General features: G+C 39.3%; 14 protein-coding genes. All 14 read right to left on the bottom strand.

Going from position 1 to position 16,565, the window contains the following annotated elements; all coding sequences use genetic code 11:
* Positions 1–186 precede the first annotated feature (186 nt).
* Positions 187–1,704: a bifunctional phosphoribosylaminoimidazolecarboxamide formyltransferase/IMP cyclohydrolase gene (gene purH, locus H6W53_RS07925; RefSeq protein ID WP_076393472.1), complete on the bottom strand. Its 1,518-nt coding sequence runs from the start codon at positions 1,702–1,704 to the stop codon at positions 187–189.
* Positions 1,705–2,119: 415 nt separating this feature from the next.
* Entirely contained in the window at positions 2,120–2,686 is a 567-nt protein-coding gene (gene purN, locus H6W53_RS07930) for a phosphoribosylglycinamide formyltransferase (protein WP_185205876.1), read from the bottom strand.
* Between the two features lie 62 nt (positions 2,687–2,748).
* Positions 2,749–3,741: a phosphoribosylformylglycinamidine cyclo-ligase gene (gene purM, locus H6W53_RS07935; protein WP_185205878.1), complete on the bottom strand. Its 993-nt coding sequence runs from the start codon at positions 3,739–3,741 to the stop codon at positions 2,749–2,751.
* 281 nt (positions 3,742–4,022) lie between these two features.
* Entirely contained in the window at positions 4,023–4,574 is a 552-nt protein-coding gene (locus H6W53_RS07940; RefSeq protein WP_185205880.1) for an NADPH-dependent FMN reductase, read from the bottom strand.
* A 232-nt stretch (positions 4,575–4,806) separates the two neighbouring features.
* Entirely contained in the window at positions 4,807–5,535 is a 729-nt protein-coding gene (locus H6W53_RS07945; RefSeq protein ID WP_185205882.1) for a pirin family protein, read from the bottom strand.
* Between the two features lie 112 nt (positions 5,536–5,647).
* Complete coding sequence (ilvA, locus tag H6W53_RS07950; RefSeq protein ID WP_410500670.1) at positions 5,648–6,916, bottom strand: threonine ammonia-lyase IlvA; 1,269 nt, start codon at positions 6,914–6,916, stop codon at positions 5,648–5,650.
* Between the two features lie 136 nt (positions 6,917–7,052).
* On the bottom strand, positions 7,053–8,534 hold the full coding sequence (ilvC, locus tag H6W53_RS07955) for a ketol-acid reductoisomerase (protein WP_185205886.1): 1,482 nt from the start codon (positions 8,532–8,534) through the stop codon (positions 7,053–7,055).
* A gap of 321 nt (positions 8,535–8,855) precedes the next feature.
* A complete protein-coding gene (gene ilvN / locus H6W53_RS07960) occupies positions 8,856–9,446 on the bottom strand; it encodes an acetolactate synthase small subunit (protein ID WP_076393459.1) in 591 nt (196 codons plus the stop codon).
* Between the two features lie 10 nt (positions 9,447–9,456).
* Positions 9,457–11,196 (bottom strand): biosynthetic-type acetolactate synthase large subunit, encoded by a 1,740-nt coding sequence (ilvB, locus tag H6W53_RS07965; protein WP_185206467.1) that lies wholly within the window; start codon positions 11,194–11,196, stop codon positions 9,457–9,459.
* A gap of 22 nt (positions 11,197–11,218) precedes the next feature.
* Positions 11,219–12,904, bottom strand: coding sequence for a dihydroxy-acid dehydratase (gene ilvD, locus H6W53_RS07970; RefSeq protein WP_185205888.1), 1,686 nt, complete (start codon positions 12,902–12,904; stop codon positions 11,219–11,221).
* Positions 12,897–13,799 (bottom strand): branched-chain amino acid transaminase, encoded by a 903-nt coding sequence (locus tag H6W53_RS07975; RefSeq protein ID WP_185205890.1) that lies wholly within the window; start codon positions 13,797–13,799, stop codon positions 12,897–12,899. Before H6W53_RS07975 ends, ilvD begins: the two co-directional genes overlap by 8 nt.
* Positions 13,800–14,422: 623 nt before the next feature.
* Positions 14,423–14,659: a hypothetical protein gene (locus tag H6W53_RS07980; RefSeq protein WP_185206491.1), complete on the bottom strand. Its 237-nt coding sequence runs from the start codon at positions 14,657–14,659 to the stop codon at positions 14,423–14,425.
* Positions 14,628–16,046 (bottom strand): MFS transporter, encoded by a 1,419-nt coding sequence (locus H6W53_RS07985; protein WP_185205892.1) that lies wholly within the window; start codon positions 16,044–16,046, stop codon positions 14,628–14,630. Before H6W53_RS07985 ends, H6W53_RS07980 begins: the two co-directional genes overlap by 32 nt.
* On the bottom strand, positions 16,046–16,558 hold the full coding sequence (locus H6W53_RS07990) for a nuclear transport factor 2 family protein (RefSeq protein WP_185205894.1): 513 nt from the start codon (positions 16,556–16,558) through the stop codon (positions 16,046–16,048). The genes H6W53_RS07985 and H6W53_RS07990 overlap by 1 nt, the downstream gene beginning before the upstream one ends.
* Positions 16,559–16,565: the final 7 nt, after the last annotated feature.

Consider the following 16,565-nt stretch of genomic DNA (forward strand, 5'->3'; position numbering starts at 1 on the left):
TCTCAAAATATAATTTCCGGATGTATGCATTTAATCTCAATAAAAATTTTTAACGCAAAGTCCGCTAAGATATCTTTAATAACTGACTGCTTTTTAAGTTCGCAAAGGCGTTAACACTCAGCAAAGACCGGAAAGCAATCTATCCTAAATTACAGATTTTCATCTATAATTTTAATTTAATTTTAATTAATGTAAAAAATGTCTAATTCCGGTAAACATCATCGGGATTTTGTGTTCATTGGCAGCATCTATACTGTCCTGATCTTTTACACTTCCTCCCGGCTGGATGATTGCGGTAATTCCTTCCTGAGCGCAGAAATCTACTACGTCACGGAACGGGAAAAACGCATCTGAAGCCAATACTAAGTCGCCGGAGAATTTTTCTTTGGCTCTTTCGATCGCCTGTTGAGTTGCCCAGATTCTGTTTACCTGTCCTCCTCCGATTCCGAAAGCCTGAATTCCGTTGGAAACGACAATCGCGTTGGATTTTACATATTTTACCACTCTCTGAGAGAACAATAATGCTTTTTTCTGCTCTTCTGTAGGCTGTGTTTCTGTGACAACTTTGATGTCATCTGAAAAGATGCTGTCGTTGTCCTGAACCAGGATTCCTCCGTCGATTTTCACCCAGGTCTGTTTGTCTGAAACCGGATTGACAATTTTTATAATTCTTAAGTTCTTTTTCTTTCTTAAAATTTCAAGTGCTTCTTCATCAAATTCCGGAGCCATTACAATTTCAAGGAAGGTTTTGTTTAATTCTTCTGCGGTTGCCGCATCGATTTTGTAGTTCATAGCAACAATTCCGCCAAAGATGGAAACCGGATCGCACTCGAAAGTTTTCTGATAGGTTTCCAGAGCTGAAGTTCCGATCGCCACTCCGCAAGGTGTAGAGTGTTTTACTGCACAACAAGCCATTTCTTCTTTGAACTCGGTCACTACTTTCCAGCAAAGATCCATGTCCCGAAGGTTGTTGAAAGACAATTCTTTACCTCCCAACTGTTCGAAATCTTTCATTGCTCCGTTTTCGAAAGTAGAAACGTAGTAAGCTGCTGTCTGATGCGGGTTTTCTCCATATCTTAAGTCAGAAACTTTTTTGTAAGAAGCATTAAGATAGGTTGGATATTCTTCTTCTAAAAGCATTCTTGAAATCGCTGCATCATAAGCCGAAGTAAGGTTGAATACTTTTCCTGCCAGTTTTTTACGTGTTTCGATATATGTATCGCCGTTTTGTTCCATTTCGATTTTTACGGTTGCATAATCTTCAACATCCGTGATTACCGTAACCGAATCGAAGTTTTTCGCTGCAGAACGTAGCATTGAAGGTCCTCCGATGTCGATGAATTCTACCTTTTCGTGAAGAGAAATGTTTTTGTTTACATTTTCGAAGAAAGGATAAAGATTTACAATTACCATGTCAATCAGTCCAATTCCGTGTTCCTGAACGGTATTCATGTGTTCTTCGTTGGAACGAACCGCCAACAAACCACCGTGAACTTTCGGGTGTAATGTTTTCACTCTTCCATCCAACATTTCCGGGAAATTGGTAACCTCATCAATCTGAATCGGATTTAAACCAGCGTCTTTCAAATGTTTGAACGTCCCTCCTGTAGAAATCAATTCATAATTTTGGGCTTCCAAAAACTGCGCGAATTCGGTTAATCCGCTTTTGTCAGAAACACTGATTAAAACTCTTTTTTTGCTCATTTTACTTTCGATTTTTTACTTTTTACAGCTATTTCAAACTGTAGACCGGTTCTTTCACCTCCGGTCTTTTTATTTTTACTTAGATTTTTCTTGTTTTTCGAAATAATAAAATCTAAATGTGTTTTTCATTAAAGAGATGATTTATTTCCTTCGACAAGCTCAGGATAAACTCTTGGCTCAGCGCTGCATCTCTAATACTAACTATTTTTCCGTTCTGTTTGTCATGTTGAAAGCATCTCAACTAAGCTTAGATTCCTACGGAATGACAAACTGAGTGGCTAGATTTTGCGTTGTCAGGCTGAGCTTGTCGAAGCCTTTCATTGTTGTTAGTTTTTTAACCACCCCGTCAAAAATTCTTTGAATTTTTGCCACCCCTCCAAAGGAGGGGAATTTTTTGTATCACTAATAATTAATGCTAATTATTATTTAATACTTTGTTTATCGCAATTGGGAAAATTTCATATTCTATTAGGTGAACTTTTTCCGCTACGCTTTCGGGAGTATCGTCTTCTGTAATTTCGAATGATTTCTGAAGGATGGCTTCTCCTTCATCGATTCCTGAAGTTACAAAGTGTACGGTTGCTCCGCTTTCTTTTTCTTTTGCTTCGATCACGGCATTGTGAACATGATGTCCCCACATTCCTTTTCCTCCGAATTTCGGAAGCAGCGCCGGATGAATATTGATTATTTTTCCGTTCCATTTTTCACAGAACTCGGGTTTCAGGATGGATAAAAACCCTGCTAAAACGATTAAGTCTGTATTTTGAGGAATTTTTTCAGCCAATTCTTTACTGAAGTTTTTTCCTCTCGGAATCAGAATATTTTCTATGTTATGATTTTTCGCCCTTTCCAGTCCGTAACATTCTCTGTCGGCAATTACTAAAGATACTTTTGCATTCCGGATTTCTCCATTATGAATGGTATCGATGATTCTCTGAAGATTGGTTCCTGAACCTGAAACGAGTATGACAAGATTCTTCATGATTAGTCAATTTGAAAATTAGTTAATTTGAAAATGGAATACATTATCTAATTGGTAAATTTTCAAATTTTCAAGTTGATTTTTTCGCTTCCTTCTGTAATTTCTCCGATTTCGTAAGCATCGTCTAAAAGGTGCAATACTTTTTCTGCGTGTTGTGCATCCACTACAACGATCATTCCTACTCCCATGTTGAATGTTCCGAACATTTCTTCACGGGCAACTCCTCCTCTTTTTTCCAATTCTAACATAATGCTTGGAATCTGGATTTTTGAAGCGTCGATTGAAGCGCAAAGTCCGTCACCAATTATTCTCGGAATATTTTCGTACAAACCACCACCTGTAATGTGAGCGATCCCTGAAACTTCTACTTCTTCAAGAATTTTATGAATATCTTTATAATATAGCCTTGTTGGAACCAAAAGCGTTTCGTACAAAGGCTTTCCTTCGAATTCTTCGTTGAAATCAGGGAACACTTTTCTTACCAGAGAGAATCCGTTGGAATGGAATCCTGAGCTTGGCAACGCAATAATTTTGTCTCCTGCTTTGATTTTTGAACCATCAATAATCTGATCTTTTTCAACGATTCCTACGCAGAATCCCGCAACATCGTAATCACCCGGCTGGTACATTCCCGGCATTTCAGCAGTTTCGCCGCCAATTAATGCGCAGTTATTGTCTTTACAGGCTTCTACCATTCCTAAAACGATTTCAGCAGCAATTTCGGAGTCCAGTTTTCCGCAAGCCAGATAATCAAGGAAAAATAATGGTTTTGCCCCGTGACAAAGAATATCGTTGGCACACATAGCAAAGCAGTCTACCCCGATAGAATCGTATTTTTTTGAGTCTAAAGCTACTTTAAGCTTTGTTCCTACTCCGTCTGTTCCGGAAACCAATACAGGATTTTTGTATCCTCCAATCTCATAGAATGCCCCAAAACTTCCCAAATGGTTCAACACATTAGAATTATGTGTTTCGCCCACCGCTTTCTTGATCTTGTCAACGGTTTTGTATCCTTCTTCTTTGTCTACTCCTGCTGATTTGTACGTGTTGCTCATAGTATTTTAATAATCTAACAATGTATCAGTTTAGCAATGTAACAATGTTTTGAATTGTTAAATTTCTGCATTACTGAATTGGTACATTTTATTTTTACTTTTTATTCAAATTCAGAAAACAAAAAAGCCGACAATCTTGGTAGATTATCGGCCGTTGTTTTATCTCAGAATTTCAGAGTCCACAATATTCCCTTTCTTGGAGAAACATTCTTTAAAAGTGGTCTGAATTTTCATCTTTTTTCCTTTTTGCAAAGATATTAATTTTATATTAATTTTCAAATCTATTTTTCAAGAATAGATTCTAAGGCAGAAATTTTCTGAATTTTTTCTTTTAATTCGCTGTCTTTCTCTTCGTTAGAAATTTTCTGAGCTGCTTTATCAAAATTGTCATTAAAGAAAGGCAGTGTGAAGGTATCTACAATATTTCCGCCGTGAAGAGGAAAACGTTTTCCTGAAGCTTCCAAAACGCCTAAACCGCCTCTTGCTCCGGGAGCTGTTGCCATTAGCAGCATTGGTTTCTCGTTCCATACTGCTCTGTCTTTGATTCTTGATGTCCAGTCGAATACATTTTTGAATGCTGAAGAGTAGGTTCCGTTATGTTCTGCCAAAGAAACCAGTAAAACATCTGCTCCGTCTATTTTTGAGGCAAAGTCTTTTGCTTCCTGCGGAACTCCGCTTTCCACTTCACGCTGGTGTTTGTAGATCGGCATTTCAAAAGCGTTCATGTCTACGATTTCCACTTCTGCGTTTGGAATTAATGAAGCTGCGTAAGTAACCAGCATTTTATTGATTGATGTATCGGAATTGCTTCCTGCTATTGCTAAAACTTTCATTGTCTTTTATCTATTTTAAAGTATGTTTTTGTTATTTTGTCCGAATTTTAACGCTAAGGTCGCTAAGATTTTTTTTATTGGCAAATCTCTATTTTTTCGTTCGCAAAGGCGTTTCACTCAGCAAAGATGAGAAGTCCGACTAAATTTTGTTTAACCACCCCGTCAAAAATTCATTCTGAATTTTTGCCACCCCTCCAAAGGCGGGGAATTTTCGTTGTGCAAAATTAAGGGTTTATTTGAGATATGACGGTAATTCCATCGGAACTTCCATTAATAATATTTCTGTGTCTTCTACGGCTTCAATGTTGAAACTTTGAGTATCCCAGATTCCTAAGCCGTCTCTTTCATTTAAAATACGGTCTCCAATTTTTGCACTTCCTTTTAATACGAAAGCATAGACTCCGTTTCCTTTTTTATTCAACATGTAGTTTTTGCCATTTCCTTTGGTAAAATTGGCAAGATTGAACCATGCATCCTGATGAATCCAAACGCCGTCGTCATTTTTATCTGGAGATAAAATCTGTTGGAATCCGTTTATTTTTTCGCCTTCTTTAATGCTTTGCTGATCGTATCTTGGTTCTACTCCTACTTCTCTCGGGAATACCCAGATCTGTAAGAATTTTACCGCCTGATCTTTATTTTTGTTGTATTCGCTGTGCATTACTCCGGTTCCGGCACTCATTACCTGAATTTCTCCTTTTTTAATGACTGCTGTAGTTCCCATAGAATCTTTATGTTCCAGATCTCCTTCCAACGGAATGGAAATAATTTCCATGTCTCTGTGTGGATGTGTTCCGAATCCCATTCCCTGAGTGACGGTATCGTCATTCAATACTCTCAACACTCCGAAGTGTGTTCTTTCAGGATTCTGGTAATTGGCAAAACTGAATGTGTGATAAGAGTTTAACCATCCATGATTGGCGTGACCTCTTGTGTCTGCTTTATGATATACTGTTTTCATAATGTTTTTATTTTATGATACAAAGGTACAGGAGATAAACGGCTAAACTGTTGATGTAAGATAAGAACGACAAAATCCGCCTTTTAAGCGGATTTATTGTTTGTTTTTGATATTACACAAGCATATTGAGAACATCGGGATTTTCGTTGAGATACGATTCAAAATAATCCAGATTCTGCATTCTCTGTCTGAGCCCTTCGAAGTCTGATGGATCGGAAAGCTCGATTCCGACAATTGCCAAAGCTGTTTCTCTGGAGTTTTTCTTGGTGTATTCAAAATGGGTGATATCATCGTTTGTTCCCAATACATTGAGGACAAAATCTTTAAGAGCACCGGGACGCTGCGGAAATTTCACCATAAAGTAGTGCTTAAGACCATTGTAGAGCAAAGCGCGTTCTTTAATTTCCTCCATCCGAGTAATATCGTTATTGCTTCCGCTGACGATGCACACCACATTTTTTCCTCTAATCTGCGTTTTATACTGCTCGAGTGCAGAAATTGATAATGCTCCCGCGGGTTCAAGTACAATAGCATCTTTATTATAAAGCTGAAGAATGGTTTCACAAATTTTTCCCTCATCTACGGAAATGCATCCGGAAAGTGTATTTCTGCAAATTTCAAATGTTAAATCTCCTACTTTTTTCACGGCTGCTCCGTCTACAAAGCTGTCAATTTCAGCAAGCTCGGTATTGATTTTGTTTTCTATGGATGTTTTCATGGAGGGCGCTCCTTTCGGTTCTACGCCTATGAGTTGGGTTTCTGCGGAAAGTTGTTTAAATACGGTGGAAATTCCGGAAGCGAGTCCTCCTCCGCCGATCGGAATAAAAACAAAATCTGTTGCTTCTTTTTTCTGTTCTAAAATTTCGAGTGCGACTGTTGCCTGTCCTTCAATGATCTGAACGTCATCAAAAGGATGAATAAAGGCAGCACCGGAAGTTTCTGCAAAATCCAAAGCGGCTTTTTTGGATGCGTCGAAGGTGTCTCCGAAGAGTTTAATGTCTACAAAATGACCGCCAAACATTTCTACCTGCTCCAGCTTTTGTTTTGGTGTGGTTACGGGCATGAAAATGGTTCCCTTTATCTGGAGCTGCTTACATGAAAAAGCAACTCCCTGAGCATGATTTCCTGCACTTGCACAAACTATTCCTTCTGAAGTTCTGCCTTCGTTGAAAAGGGTTTTTATTTTATGATAAGCGCCTCTTAATTTGTAGGATCGCACCGGCTGTAAGTCTTCTCTTTTAAGGTAAATATGCGCATCAAATTTTTCCGACAAACGGGTGCTGTATTGCAAAGGGGTGTAATTCACCACGTTTTCGATGCTTTTTCTTGCCTGTATGGCGGATTCGAGTGTGGGAAGTGTGCGTGTTTTATTCATCTTCATTTATTTTACCGGTTTTTATGGTCTTTATTTCCTGAAAGTGGGAATGTCTCGCAGCCCGACCTGAGTGGAGCTCTTTTTCTTTTTCGAGAAAAGAAAAAAGCGGGAACGGAGGGCGGAAATAGCTGCCCAAAAATTTTTATACGGTTTTTATGGATTTCATTGCCGTCATTGCCTGACGAAGTTTTCTGCCGACCATTTCTACCGGATGGTTTCTGAGGGTGTCGTTAACGTGAACCAATTGCGCATTGTCTACGGACGCGTCTTTTCCTTCGTTGAAGTTTTTTCCTGCGAGGTCTGTGTCTACTTTTTTCATGAAGTCTGCCAGAAGGGGTTTACAAGCCTGATCGAAGAGGTAGCAGCCATATTCTGCCGTATCGGAAATCACGCGGTTCATCTCGAATAGTTTTTTTCTTGCGATGGTATTGGCAATGAGGGGAGCTTCGTGCAGGGATTCGTAATAGGCAGATTCCGGTTTTATTCCTGCTTCCACCATGGTTTCGAAAGCGAGTTCTACGCCTGCTCTTATGAATGCGGACATGAGGAGATAATGATCGAAGTATTCCTGTTCGGAGATTTTTACGTCTCCCGCCGGAGTTTTTTCAAAGGCTGTTTCGCCTGTTTCCGCACGCCATTTCAAAAGGTTGGCATCTCCGTTTTCCCAGTCCTGCATCATGGTTTTGGAGAATTCTCCGGAGATGATATCATCCTGATGTTTCTGGAAAAGCGGTCGCATGATTTGTTTTAATTCTTCGGAAAGTTCAAATGCTTTGATTTTTGCAGGGTTGGAAAGCCGGTCTAACATTCCGCTCACACCGCCGTGTTTCAGTGCTTCTGTGATCACCTCAACGCCATACTGAACGAGCTTGGAAGCGTAAGCGGGATCAATGCCTTTTTCTACCATTTTATCAAAGGAAAGAATGGAGCCGGTTTGTAAAAGTCCGCACAAAATGGTTTGTTCTCCCATTAGATCTGATTTTACTTCTGCTACAAAGGATGATTTTAGTACGCCTGCTTTGTGTCCGCCAGTTGCCACACAATAGGCTTTTGCTTCTGCCCATCCTTTTCCCTGAGGATCATTTTCGGGATGTACGGCAATAAGTGTGGGTACTCCAAAACCTCGAAGGTATTCTGCACGGACTTCGGAACCGGGGCATTTCGGAGCAACCATGATTACGGTGAGGTCTTTACGGATCTGCATTCCTTCTTCTACGATATTGAATCCGTGGGAATAGGACAATGTAGCGCCTTCTTTCATGAGTGGCTGTACGGTGTTGATGACGGAAGTATGCTGTTTATCGGGGGTTAAATTGATGACTAAATCTGCCGTAGGAATGAGTTCCTGATATGTTCCTACGTGAAATCCGTTTTCTGTGGCATTTTTCCACGAGTCTCTTTTTTCGTCGATGGCTTCTTTTCTGAGGGCGTAGGAAACATCTAGTCCGCTGTCTCTTAAGTTAAGCCCCTGATTAAGTCCCTGAGCGCCACATCCGACGATTACTATTTTTTTTCCTTTTAAAGCTGCTACACCATCGGAAAATTCTGTACTGTCCATAAATTCTGCCTGTCCAAGCTGATGCAATTTTTCTCTTAGTGATAAGGTATTGAAGTAATTTGCCATATTTTTGGGTAAAATGTAAAAAGTATTAAGTAAAATGTTTACTGTAACTACTTTTCAGGATTAATATTTTTAGGTTTTGTTTTGAATGTTTTTGAATATCCGTTAAACAACCTATTACTATGCACTGATATAAAAATCAATTATTTATAACAGGCACTTCGACAAGCTCAGTGTGACACCTCTAATACTAAACGCTTGATTTTTAATTATGTCAAGCTGAGCCTGTCGAAGCTTTAGGTTAATAAACGGACAATGAAAGAATGTTTTGAAACAATAAAACATTGTATTCAATTTCGGGATTTGAATGTTTTGACTAATCTGTTACATGGTAAAAACATCATCCCGCTTATCGAGATATTCGTTCTCTACAATATGCGGAGAGGGTTCTCGGTTTTCAAACTGAAGTACTTTTTGGTGGATTCCCGCACTGTTTTTAATGATGGCGATTCTGGCACCGCGAACAAATTCTATGAGACCGTATTTGTTAAGTTCTTCGGTTAATCTGTCTATTTCTTCACGATGTCCGGCTGTTTCAAAAACGATATAATCCTGACGGATGACTACGGTTGATGCGCCATACTGCCGAAGCAGCCGCTCTACATATACTTTTTCGGTCACCACATCTGCGGGTACTTTGTAAAGTGCCTGTTCCTGCCATACAATTTCATCGTCTGTATTGTAATAGGCTTTCATTACATCGATCTGCTTTTCCAATTGCCGGCAAAGTTTTCTCACTACTTCTTCGTTTTCCTGGATAACGATGGTGAATCTGTGAATGCCTTCTACTTCTGAAGGTGAGGTATTCAGACTCTCGATGTTGATTTTTCTCCGTGAGAAGATTCCCGATATTCTGCCGATTAATCCCACTGAATTTTCGGTGTATAATGTGATGGTAAATTCCTGTTTTTCCATTTTCTTTTTTTTATTTTAGTCTGATCTCCGAAACTGAGGTTCCCTGCGCTACCATCGGAAATACATTGTTTTCTTTTCCCACCATCACTTCCAGAAGGTATGCTCCATCATGACTGAGCATTTTTTCGAGGGCAGCTTTTAAATCTTTTCTTTCGGATATTTTTTCACCATCAATGTAATATCCTTTGGCAACTGCCACAAAATCAGGGCTTGTAATATTTACGAAGGAGTAACGTCTGTCGTGGAATAATTGCTGCCATTGTCTCACCATTCCCAAAAACTCGTTATTGAGGATGAGAATTTTCACTTTTGCCCCAAACTGCATAATCGTTCCCAACTCCTGAAGTGTCATCTGAAATCCGCCATCCCCGATAATCGCCACGACTGTTTTTTCGGGAGCGCCATACCATGCTCCGATAGCAGCCGGCAAACCAAATCCCATTGTTCCCAATCCTCCGGAAGTTACACTGGATTTTGAACGGTTATACCGGGCGTATCGACAAGCAACCATCTGATGCTGACCGACGTCTGTTGTGATAATGGCGTCTCCATTGGTAAGCTCGTTTAATACTCTGATAACTTCTCCCATCGTCATTGCATCTGTATTGGGATTCAGTTCATTATGTATGACTTCTTTTATTTCTTCTTTTTCCAGTTCGCGGAATTTCTCCACCCATTCTGAATGGTCATTTTCTTCGAGAAGTGCTGTCAATAAAAGGAGTGTTTTTTTACAGTCGCCCCAAACAGGGACTGTTGTTTTTACATTTTTATCAATTTCTGCAGGATCAATATCAAGATGAATTACTTTTGCCTGTTTTGCATATTTATCGAGGCGTCCGGTAACGCGGTCATCAAACCGCATTCCTACAGCAATCAATACATCGCATTCATTCGTCATTACGTTGGGGGCGTAATTTCCATGCATTCCCAACATTCCTACGTGTAATCTGTGATGAGTAGGCAACGCGCTCAGTCCCATTACGGTAGCTGCTGCCGGAAGATTGGCTTTCTCAATAAATGACTTAAATTCGTCTTCAGCTTTTCCCAGAATCACGCCCTGCCCGAAAAGAACAAATGGCTTTTTGGCCTGATTAATGAGCTGTGCTGCTTTTTCAATATATTCTTTTCTGATCTCGGGTTCGGGACGATAACTTCGGATGTGAGTACATTTTTTATAGCCTAAATAATCGAATAACTGAAGCTGTGCATTTTTGGTAATATCAATTAAAACAGGTCCTGGACGACCGGTGTTTGCAATGTAAAATGCTTTGGCAATAGCTTCAGGGATTTCTGTGGCATCGGTAACCTGATAGTTCCATTTGGTAACCGGTGTGGTGATATTGATAACATCGGTTTCCTGAAACGCATCTGTTCCCAACAAGGAAGCATAAACCTGCCCCGTAATGCAAACCAGCGGGTTACTGTCGATCATGGCATCTGCAAGACCTGTCACCAGATTGGTAGCTCCGGGACCACTTGTGGCAAAGACAACGCCTGTTTTTCCTGATACTCTTGCAAATCCCTGTGCTGCATGGATTGCGCCCTGTTCGTGACGAACGAGAATGTGTTTCAGTTTTTCGGAATAATCGTATAAAGCATCATAAATAGGCATAATTGCTCCACCCGGATATCCGAAAACGGTGTCTACATTTTCCTGCAATAAAGCTTCTAAAACTGCTTTGGAACCTGATATTTCGATGGCTTCCGCACTTCGGGTATCTTTCTGTTCATTTATTTCAAGTGTATTCATCATGTTTCAATTTTTATTGTGATTACAGGTCGGTTACGCAGCCCTGCGATGCATCTGCCACAGATTTGGCATATTTATAAAGAACTCCGCTTTTCACTTTGTATTCAGGCTGATGAAAACCGGCTTTTCTTTTTTCAATTTCTTCATCCGACAGCAATGCATTGATGGTATTTTTTTCTGCATCGAGCTCGATGAGGTCTCCGTCCTGTATAAGACCGATCAGTCCTCCTTCAAATGCTTCCGGTGTGATGTGTCCTACAACAAAACCGTGTGTTCCTCCGGAGAATCTTCCGTCTGTGATCAGTGCCACATTTTTTCCCAAGCCGGAACCCATTAAAGCGGAAGTTGGCTTCAGCATTTCGGGCATTCCGGGAGCACCTTTCGGACCTTCGTTTTTGATCACGACAACGTTTCCTTCTTTAATTTTTTTGTCTTCAATTCCTTTGATGAATTCTTTTTCGCCATCAAATACAATGGCTGTTCCCCTGAAATAGTTTCCTTCTTTACCTGTGATTTTGGCTACCGATCCTTTCTCGGCAAGATTTCCATATAATATTCTGATATGTCCTGTTTCTTTGATAGGATTTCTGATATCGTGAATTATATGCTGATCTCTTTCAATAATGGAGGTGACATGTTCGAGATTTTCTGCAATGGTTTTTGCTGTTACTGTAAGGCAGTCGCCGTGAAGAAGTCCCAGATCCAACAGGTATTTCATCACCGCCGGAACTCCTCCTACTTTATGTAAGTCTTCCATCAGATATTTTCCGCTGGGTTTGAGGTCTGCCAGAAACGGTGTTTCATCGCTAATCCGCTGAAAATCATCCAAAGCCAGATCGTATCCTATTGATTTTGCAATGGCAATAAAATGCAGTACAGCATTGGTGCTTCCGCCTAAAATCATAATCAGTCTCAAAGCATTTTCAAAGGCTTTTGGTGTCATGATATCGGAAGGTTTGATGTCTTTTTCCAAAAGAATTCTGATGTAATGTCCCGCAAATTGACATTCTTCTTTTTTCTCGCGACTGAGCGCCGGATAGGAAGAAGAATACGGAAGACTCATTCCCAGAGCTTCAATAGCAGAAGCCATGGTATTTGCAGTGTACATTCCGCCACAGGCTCCTGCACTTGGACAGGAGTTTTGAATGACTCCCTGAAAGTCTTCTTCTGAAATTTTTCCGGCAATTTTATTTCCTAAAGCTTCAAAAGCCGAAACAATGTTCAGATCCTGACCTTTGTAATGTCCGGGAGCAATACTTCCGCCATATACCATAATGGAAGGTCGGTTCAGTCTTGCCATTGCGATGAGGGAACCGGGCATATTTTTGTCGCATCCGGGAACGGTGATGAGCCCGTCGTAATACTGTCCTGCGCATACAGCTTCTATGGAATCTGCAATAATGTCCCGGCTTACCAGAGAATAGCGCATCCCGTCTGTACCGTTGGTCATTCCGTCGCTTATTCCTATAGTATGAAACATTAAACCCACCAAATTCTGTTCTTTTACTCCTTTTTTCACGATTTCAGCGAGGCTGTTGAGATGCATATTGCAGGTGTTGCCATCGTACCCCATGCTTGCAATACCGATCTGCGCTTTGTCGAAGTCTTCTTTCTGAAAACCAATACCGTAAAACATTGCCTGAGTTGCGGGCTGCGTCGGGTCTTTTGTAAGGGTTTTGGAATATTTGTTCAGTTCTGTACTATGCATTTTGTAAGTTTGATTTCAGATATGAATAATTTTCTTCTACGACCAAATGACGGTAAGCCTGCTGAATTTTCGCTGATAAACTGTCTTCCCAATTCATTCTGAAAGGAATATCATTCAAAGATTCCACAGCGACAATTTCTGCTGCTGTTCCACAGAAAAATGCGGCATCTGCGCCCTGCATTTCCTGCGGTGTAAATAATTTTTCTTCGTATGGAATCCCTAACTGATTACATATTTCGAAAACAGTAGCTCTTGTAATACCGGGTAAGATGTTTCCTTTTTGAGGTGTATATAGTTTTCCGTCTTTTTCATAGAATACATTTGCACCGGAGCTTTCTGCTACATTTCCATTTTCGTCCAGAACAAGTGCTTCATCAAATCCTTTATCTTTCGCTTCCTGACTTGCCAGAATAGAATTTACGTAATGTCCGCTCACTTTAGCTTCTATTTTAAATGCTTTCGGATTGGGGCGCTGAAAGGAAGAAGTCATAATTCTCAGTTTGTTTGCCAGATAACCATTATCCCAGTTCCATAATTCAATAACAAGGTAGCTTTTCTGTCCTTTTGAAAGGGACATATTGGGAGAGCAGATAACTAAAGGACGGATGTAAGCGTTACTCAGATTATTAATTTCCAACAATTTATAAGTAGTCTCTACCATTTCCTCAGTAGAATAATGGAAAGGCATATGCATCGCCTCTGCTGATTTTCTCAGTCTGTCGTAATGTTCTTTTACTTTAAAAATTTTGGTTCCCTTGGCTGTTTTGTAGGATTTAATGCCTTCAAAAACCGCATATCCGTAGTGTAATGATTGACCGTACAAATCGGTCTTTGCTTCTTTTGCTTTCACATATTCTCCATCAAAGAAGAGAACACTGTCGTCATTGTAATACATTCTATATTGTTTTAATTTTTATTTTGGTGTTGGTCTTTAAACAAAAAACCATTCTCGTGATGAGAATGGTCTGTATTATTTCAATTTCAAAAATTATCACAAGCCATTGCCCATCACCGAAAATCCGATAATGACAAAAATGACAAGAATAATAATTGAGTTATTCATTTTGCTTGTATTTAACGATACAAATGTATAAACTAATTTTGATACGCAATTACTTTTTCATAAAAATTCCGCCCGAAAATTATCAAAAATCTATAAAAAACAGTCTTTTTTACGATATTCATTAAAATAAAAATATTCCATAAGCTGCTGAATTTCAAATTTTAACGTGAGATAAAAATACGATGTCTAAAATTTGCCTAAAGACTGTGTATCGGGATCGTATTTTTTAAGTTTTTCTGATTTTTTATCGTCATCAATAAAAAAATCTACCGAATCCAGTAGATTTAGAGTTATATTTTAACCTGAATTCGGGATAAGAAGTGTTTAAATTTTGCTTATCCTTAATTTAAAATGAATGAGCTAAGCTATTATTTTATATTTTAAGTCTGTTTAAACTTTTATTTAACCACAAAAGTCACAAAAGATCTACAATTTTTTTTATTTAAAGTTGGTGATTATAAATGAAAAAGCTCACCATAGTTTTTTAAAAATCTTTGATTTTTATTCTTTTGAGCGCTTTGATTATTCTGGAAATTCGCTTTAACATTATCTTTTGTCCCTTTTGCGGTTAATTCTGAAATTAGTTTAAACAAGTTTTTTACAATCTTTATTCCGCACTTGGGTAATTTTAGAAAATCAACTGAAGTATTTCTCTTTTTATCAGAAATGCACCTGCTGAATTTCTTTTTCAATTTCTTTTGGGGTGTCTTGTTCAGATTTAACGAAAAGAAGTGTGAGAACAGCTCCTAAAACCATACAGATTCCGCCCACTACAATATAATCTATTGCCATTTTACCGAAAATTCTGCTTACAATTGGTCCTCCAAAAACTCCGTTAATGATTTGAGGAATTACAATAAAGAAATTGAAAATTCCCATATAAACGCCCATTTTCTTTTGTGGAATTGAGTCAATAAGCATCGCATAAGGCATTGCCAAAATACTTGCCCATGCAAAACCTAATCCGACCATGGAAATCCAGAGGTAATTTATGTCTTTTATAAAGTACATGGAAATCAGCCCGAAACCGCCACTTGCCAAAGCCAGCGCGTGAGTCTGTTTTTTACCGATAAATTTAGCAATCGGTGTTAATGCAAACGCAAAGAAAATGGCGTAGAGATTATAACTTCCGAACAGGCTTCCCGTTAAATCTCCGGCTTTATTAAATTCCGCTGAATGGGTATCTTCCGGAGAAAGTCCAAAATGATGGGTTGCCAAAGCACTGGTTGTAAAAACCCACATCGTAAATAAGGCAAACCATGAGAAAAACTGAACAATTCCCAGTTTCTTCATCTGGGACGGAACATTGGCAAAATCTCTGAAAATATCTGACATTCTGGATTTTTCTTCTACGATTTCCTTTCCGCCTTCAAAGGAAGCGAATTCTTCCGGGGAATATTCTTTGGTAGTAATAATTGTATATAAAATTGATAAAATAAGTACGGCTGCTCCGATGTAAAAAGAATAGATGACATTATCTGCAACAAATCCTTTGGGAGCTTCGTTGGAAATTCCCAGTTTGGTAAGCCAGTTTGGTAAATCTGAACCTATCACCGCTCCAATTCCTATCAAAATTGTCTGAACAGAAAAACCAATCGTAGCCTGATGTTTTGGAAGCATATCTCCCACCAGAGCACGGAAAGGTTCCATTGCCACATTGATAGAAGCATCCATCATGGCCAGAAAAATAACCGCCATCAGTAAAACGTTTGCAGCCATCATTTGTGTTGCCGAAGCGGCATTGGGAAGCATTACCAATCCGATGGCGCATAAAACAGCTCCTATTAAAAAGTAAGGTTTCCTTCTTCCCAGCGGACTCCATGTATTATCTCCCATGTGACCGATGATCGGCTGAACGATTAATCCTGTTATCGGTGCAACGAGCCAAAACCATGATAATTCATGTACATCGGCTCCGAAATTTGCCAAAATCCGGCTTGCGTTTCCGTTTTGCAGACCAAAAGCCATCTGGATTCCCAAGAATCCCATGCTCATATTGATGATCTGAGCCATGGATAAATTAGGCTTTTTTACTTTTCCAAATTTTCCTGCATCTGCTTTTCCTACCATTTCTGCCATTATTTCTTCAGTTTTTGGATTAACATCTCTTCAATCGATGCTTTTTCAGCGACAACTTTGTCTACAACTTCATTCGGAACGGTTACAGAGAGTACGTACTGCTTTACTTTCCACTGTCCGTTTATTTTTTCCACTACTCCTGAACCGCGGCAGATTTTCATCTGGGTATTTAATAATTCATCAAACCAAGCCAGTTTTCCGTCTTTGCTGAAGTAGATATTTCTTTTCAGGGAAGTAAAATTCCATGTTTTCTTTTTGTCGAAATAGGGTTTTGCCCAAATCATAAAAGCTTTTTTGTCCCATACTTCTGTAGCATCTGTCCCGATAAAAACAGATTCGTCGGCAAAATAATTAAAATAGGTGGTGTAATCTGCTTTTGCTGCTGCGACATTAAATCCGTCGAGCATGTTTCCGATTTCTGTTTTTTCTTTATCGAATTTTGACTGAGCAGAAATGGATGTAAAACTCAATACGAATAGGATGAATGTAAAGAATATTGTTGTTTTTTTCATTTTTAAT

The organism is Chryseobacterium sp. C3 (genome assembly GCF_014218905.1).
Classification (GTDB): Bacteria; Bacteroidota; Bacteroidia; order Flavobacteriales; family Weeksellaceae; genus Chryseobacterium; species Chryseobacterium mucoviscidosis.

What these genes read in the sequence shown, in the direction of transcription:
- purH (WP_076393472.1), bottom strand. Translation starts at nt 1,704, where the DNA reads ATGAGCAAAAAAAGAGTTTTAATCAGTGTTTCTGACAAAAGCGGATTA.
- purN (WP_185205876.1), bottom strand. Translation starts at nt 2,686, where the DNA reads ATGAAGAATCTTGTCATACTCGTTTCAGGTTCAGGAACCAATCTTCAG.
- purM (WP_185205878.1), bottom strand. Translation starts at nt 3,741, where the DNA reads ATGAGCAACACGTACAAATCAGCAGGAGTAGACAAAGAAGAAGGATAC.
- H6W53_RS07940 (WP_185205880.1), bottom strand. Translation starts at nt 4,574, where the DNA reads ATGAAAGTTTTAGCAATAGCAGGAAGCAATTCCGATACATCAATCAAT.
- H6W53_RS07945 (WP_185205882.1), bottom strand. Translation starts at nt 5,535, where the DNA reads ATGAAAACAGTATATCATAAAGCAGACACAAGAGGTCACGCCAATCAT.
- ilvA (WP_410500670.1), bottom strand. Translation starts at nt 6,916, where the DNA reads ATGAAGATGAATAAAACACGCACACTTCCCACACTCGAATCCGCCATA.
- ilvC (WP_185205886.1), bottom strand. Translation starts at nt 8,534, where the DNA reads ATGGCAAATTACTTCAATACCTTATCACTAAGAGAAAAATTGCATCAG.
- ilvN (WP_076393459.1), bottom strand. Translation starts at nt 9,446, where the DNA reads ATGGAAAAACAGGAATTTACCATCACATTATACACCGAAAATTCAGTG.
- ilvB (WP_185206467.1), bottom strand. Translation starts at nt 11,196, where the DNA reads ATGAATACACTTGAAATAAATGAACAGAAAGATACCCGAAGTGCGGAA.
- ilvD (WP_185205888.1), bottom strand. Translation starts at nt 12,904, where the DNA reads ATGCATAGTACAGAACTGAACAAATATTCCAAAACCCTTACAAAAGAC.
- H6W53_RS07975 (WP_185205890.1), bottom strand. Translation starts at nt 13,799, where the DNA reads ATGTATTACAATGACGACAGTGTTCTCTTCTTTGATGGAGAATATGTG.
- H6W53_RS07985 (WP_185205892.1), bottom strand. Translation starts at nt 16,046, where the DNA reads ATGGCAGAAATGGTAGGAAAAGCAGATGCAGGAAAATTTGGAAAAGTA.
- H6W53_RS07990 (WP_185205894.1), bottom strand. Translation starts at nt 16,558, where the DNA reads ATGAAAAAAACAACAATATTCTTTACATTCATCCTATTCGTATTGAGT.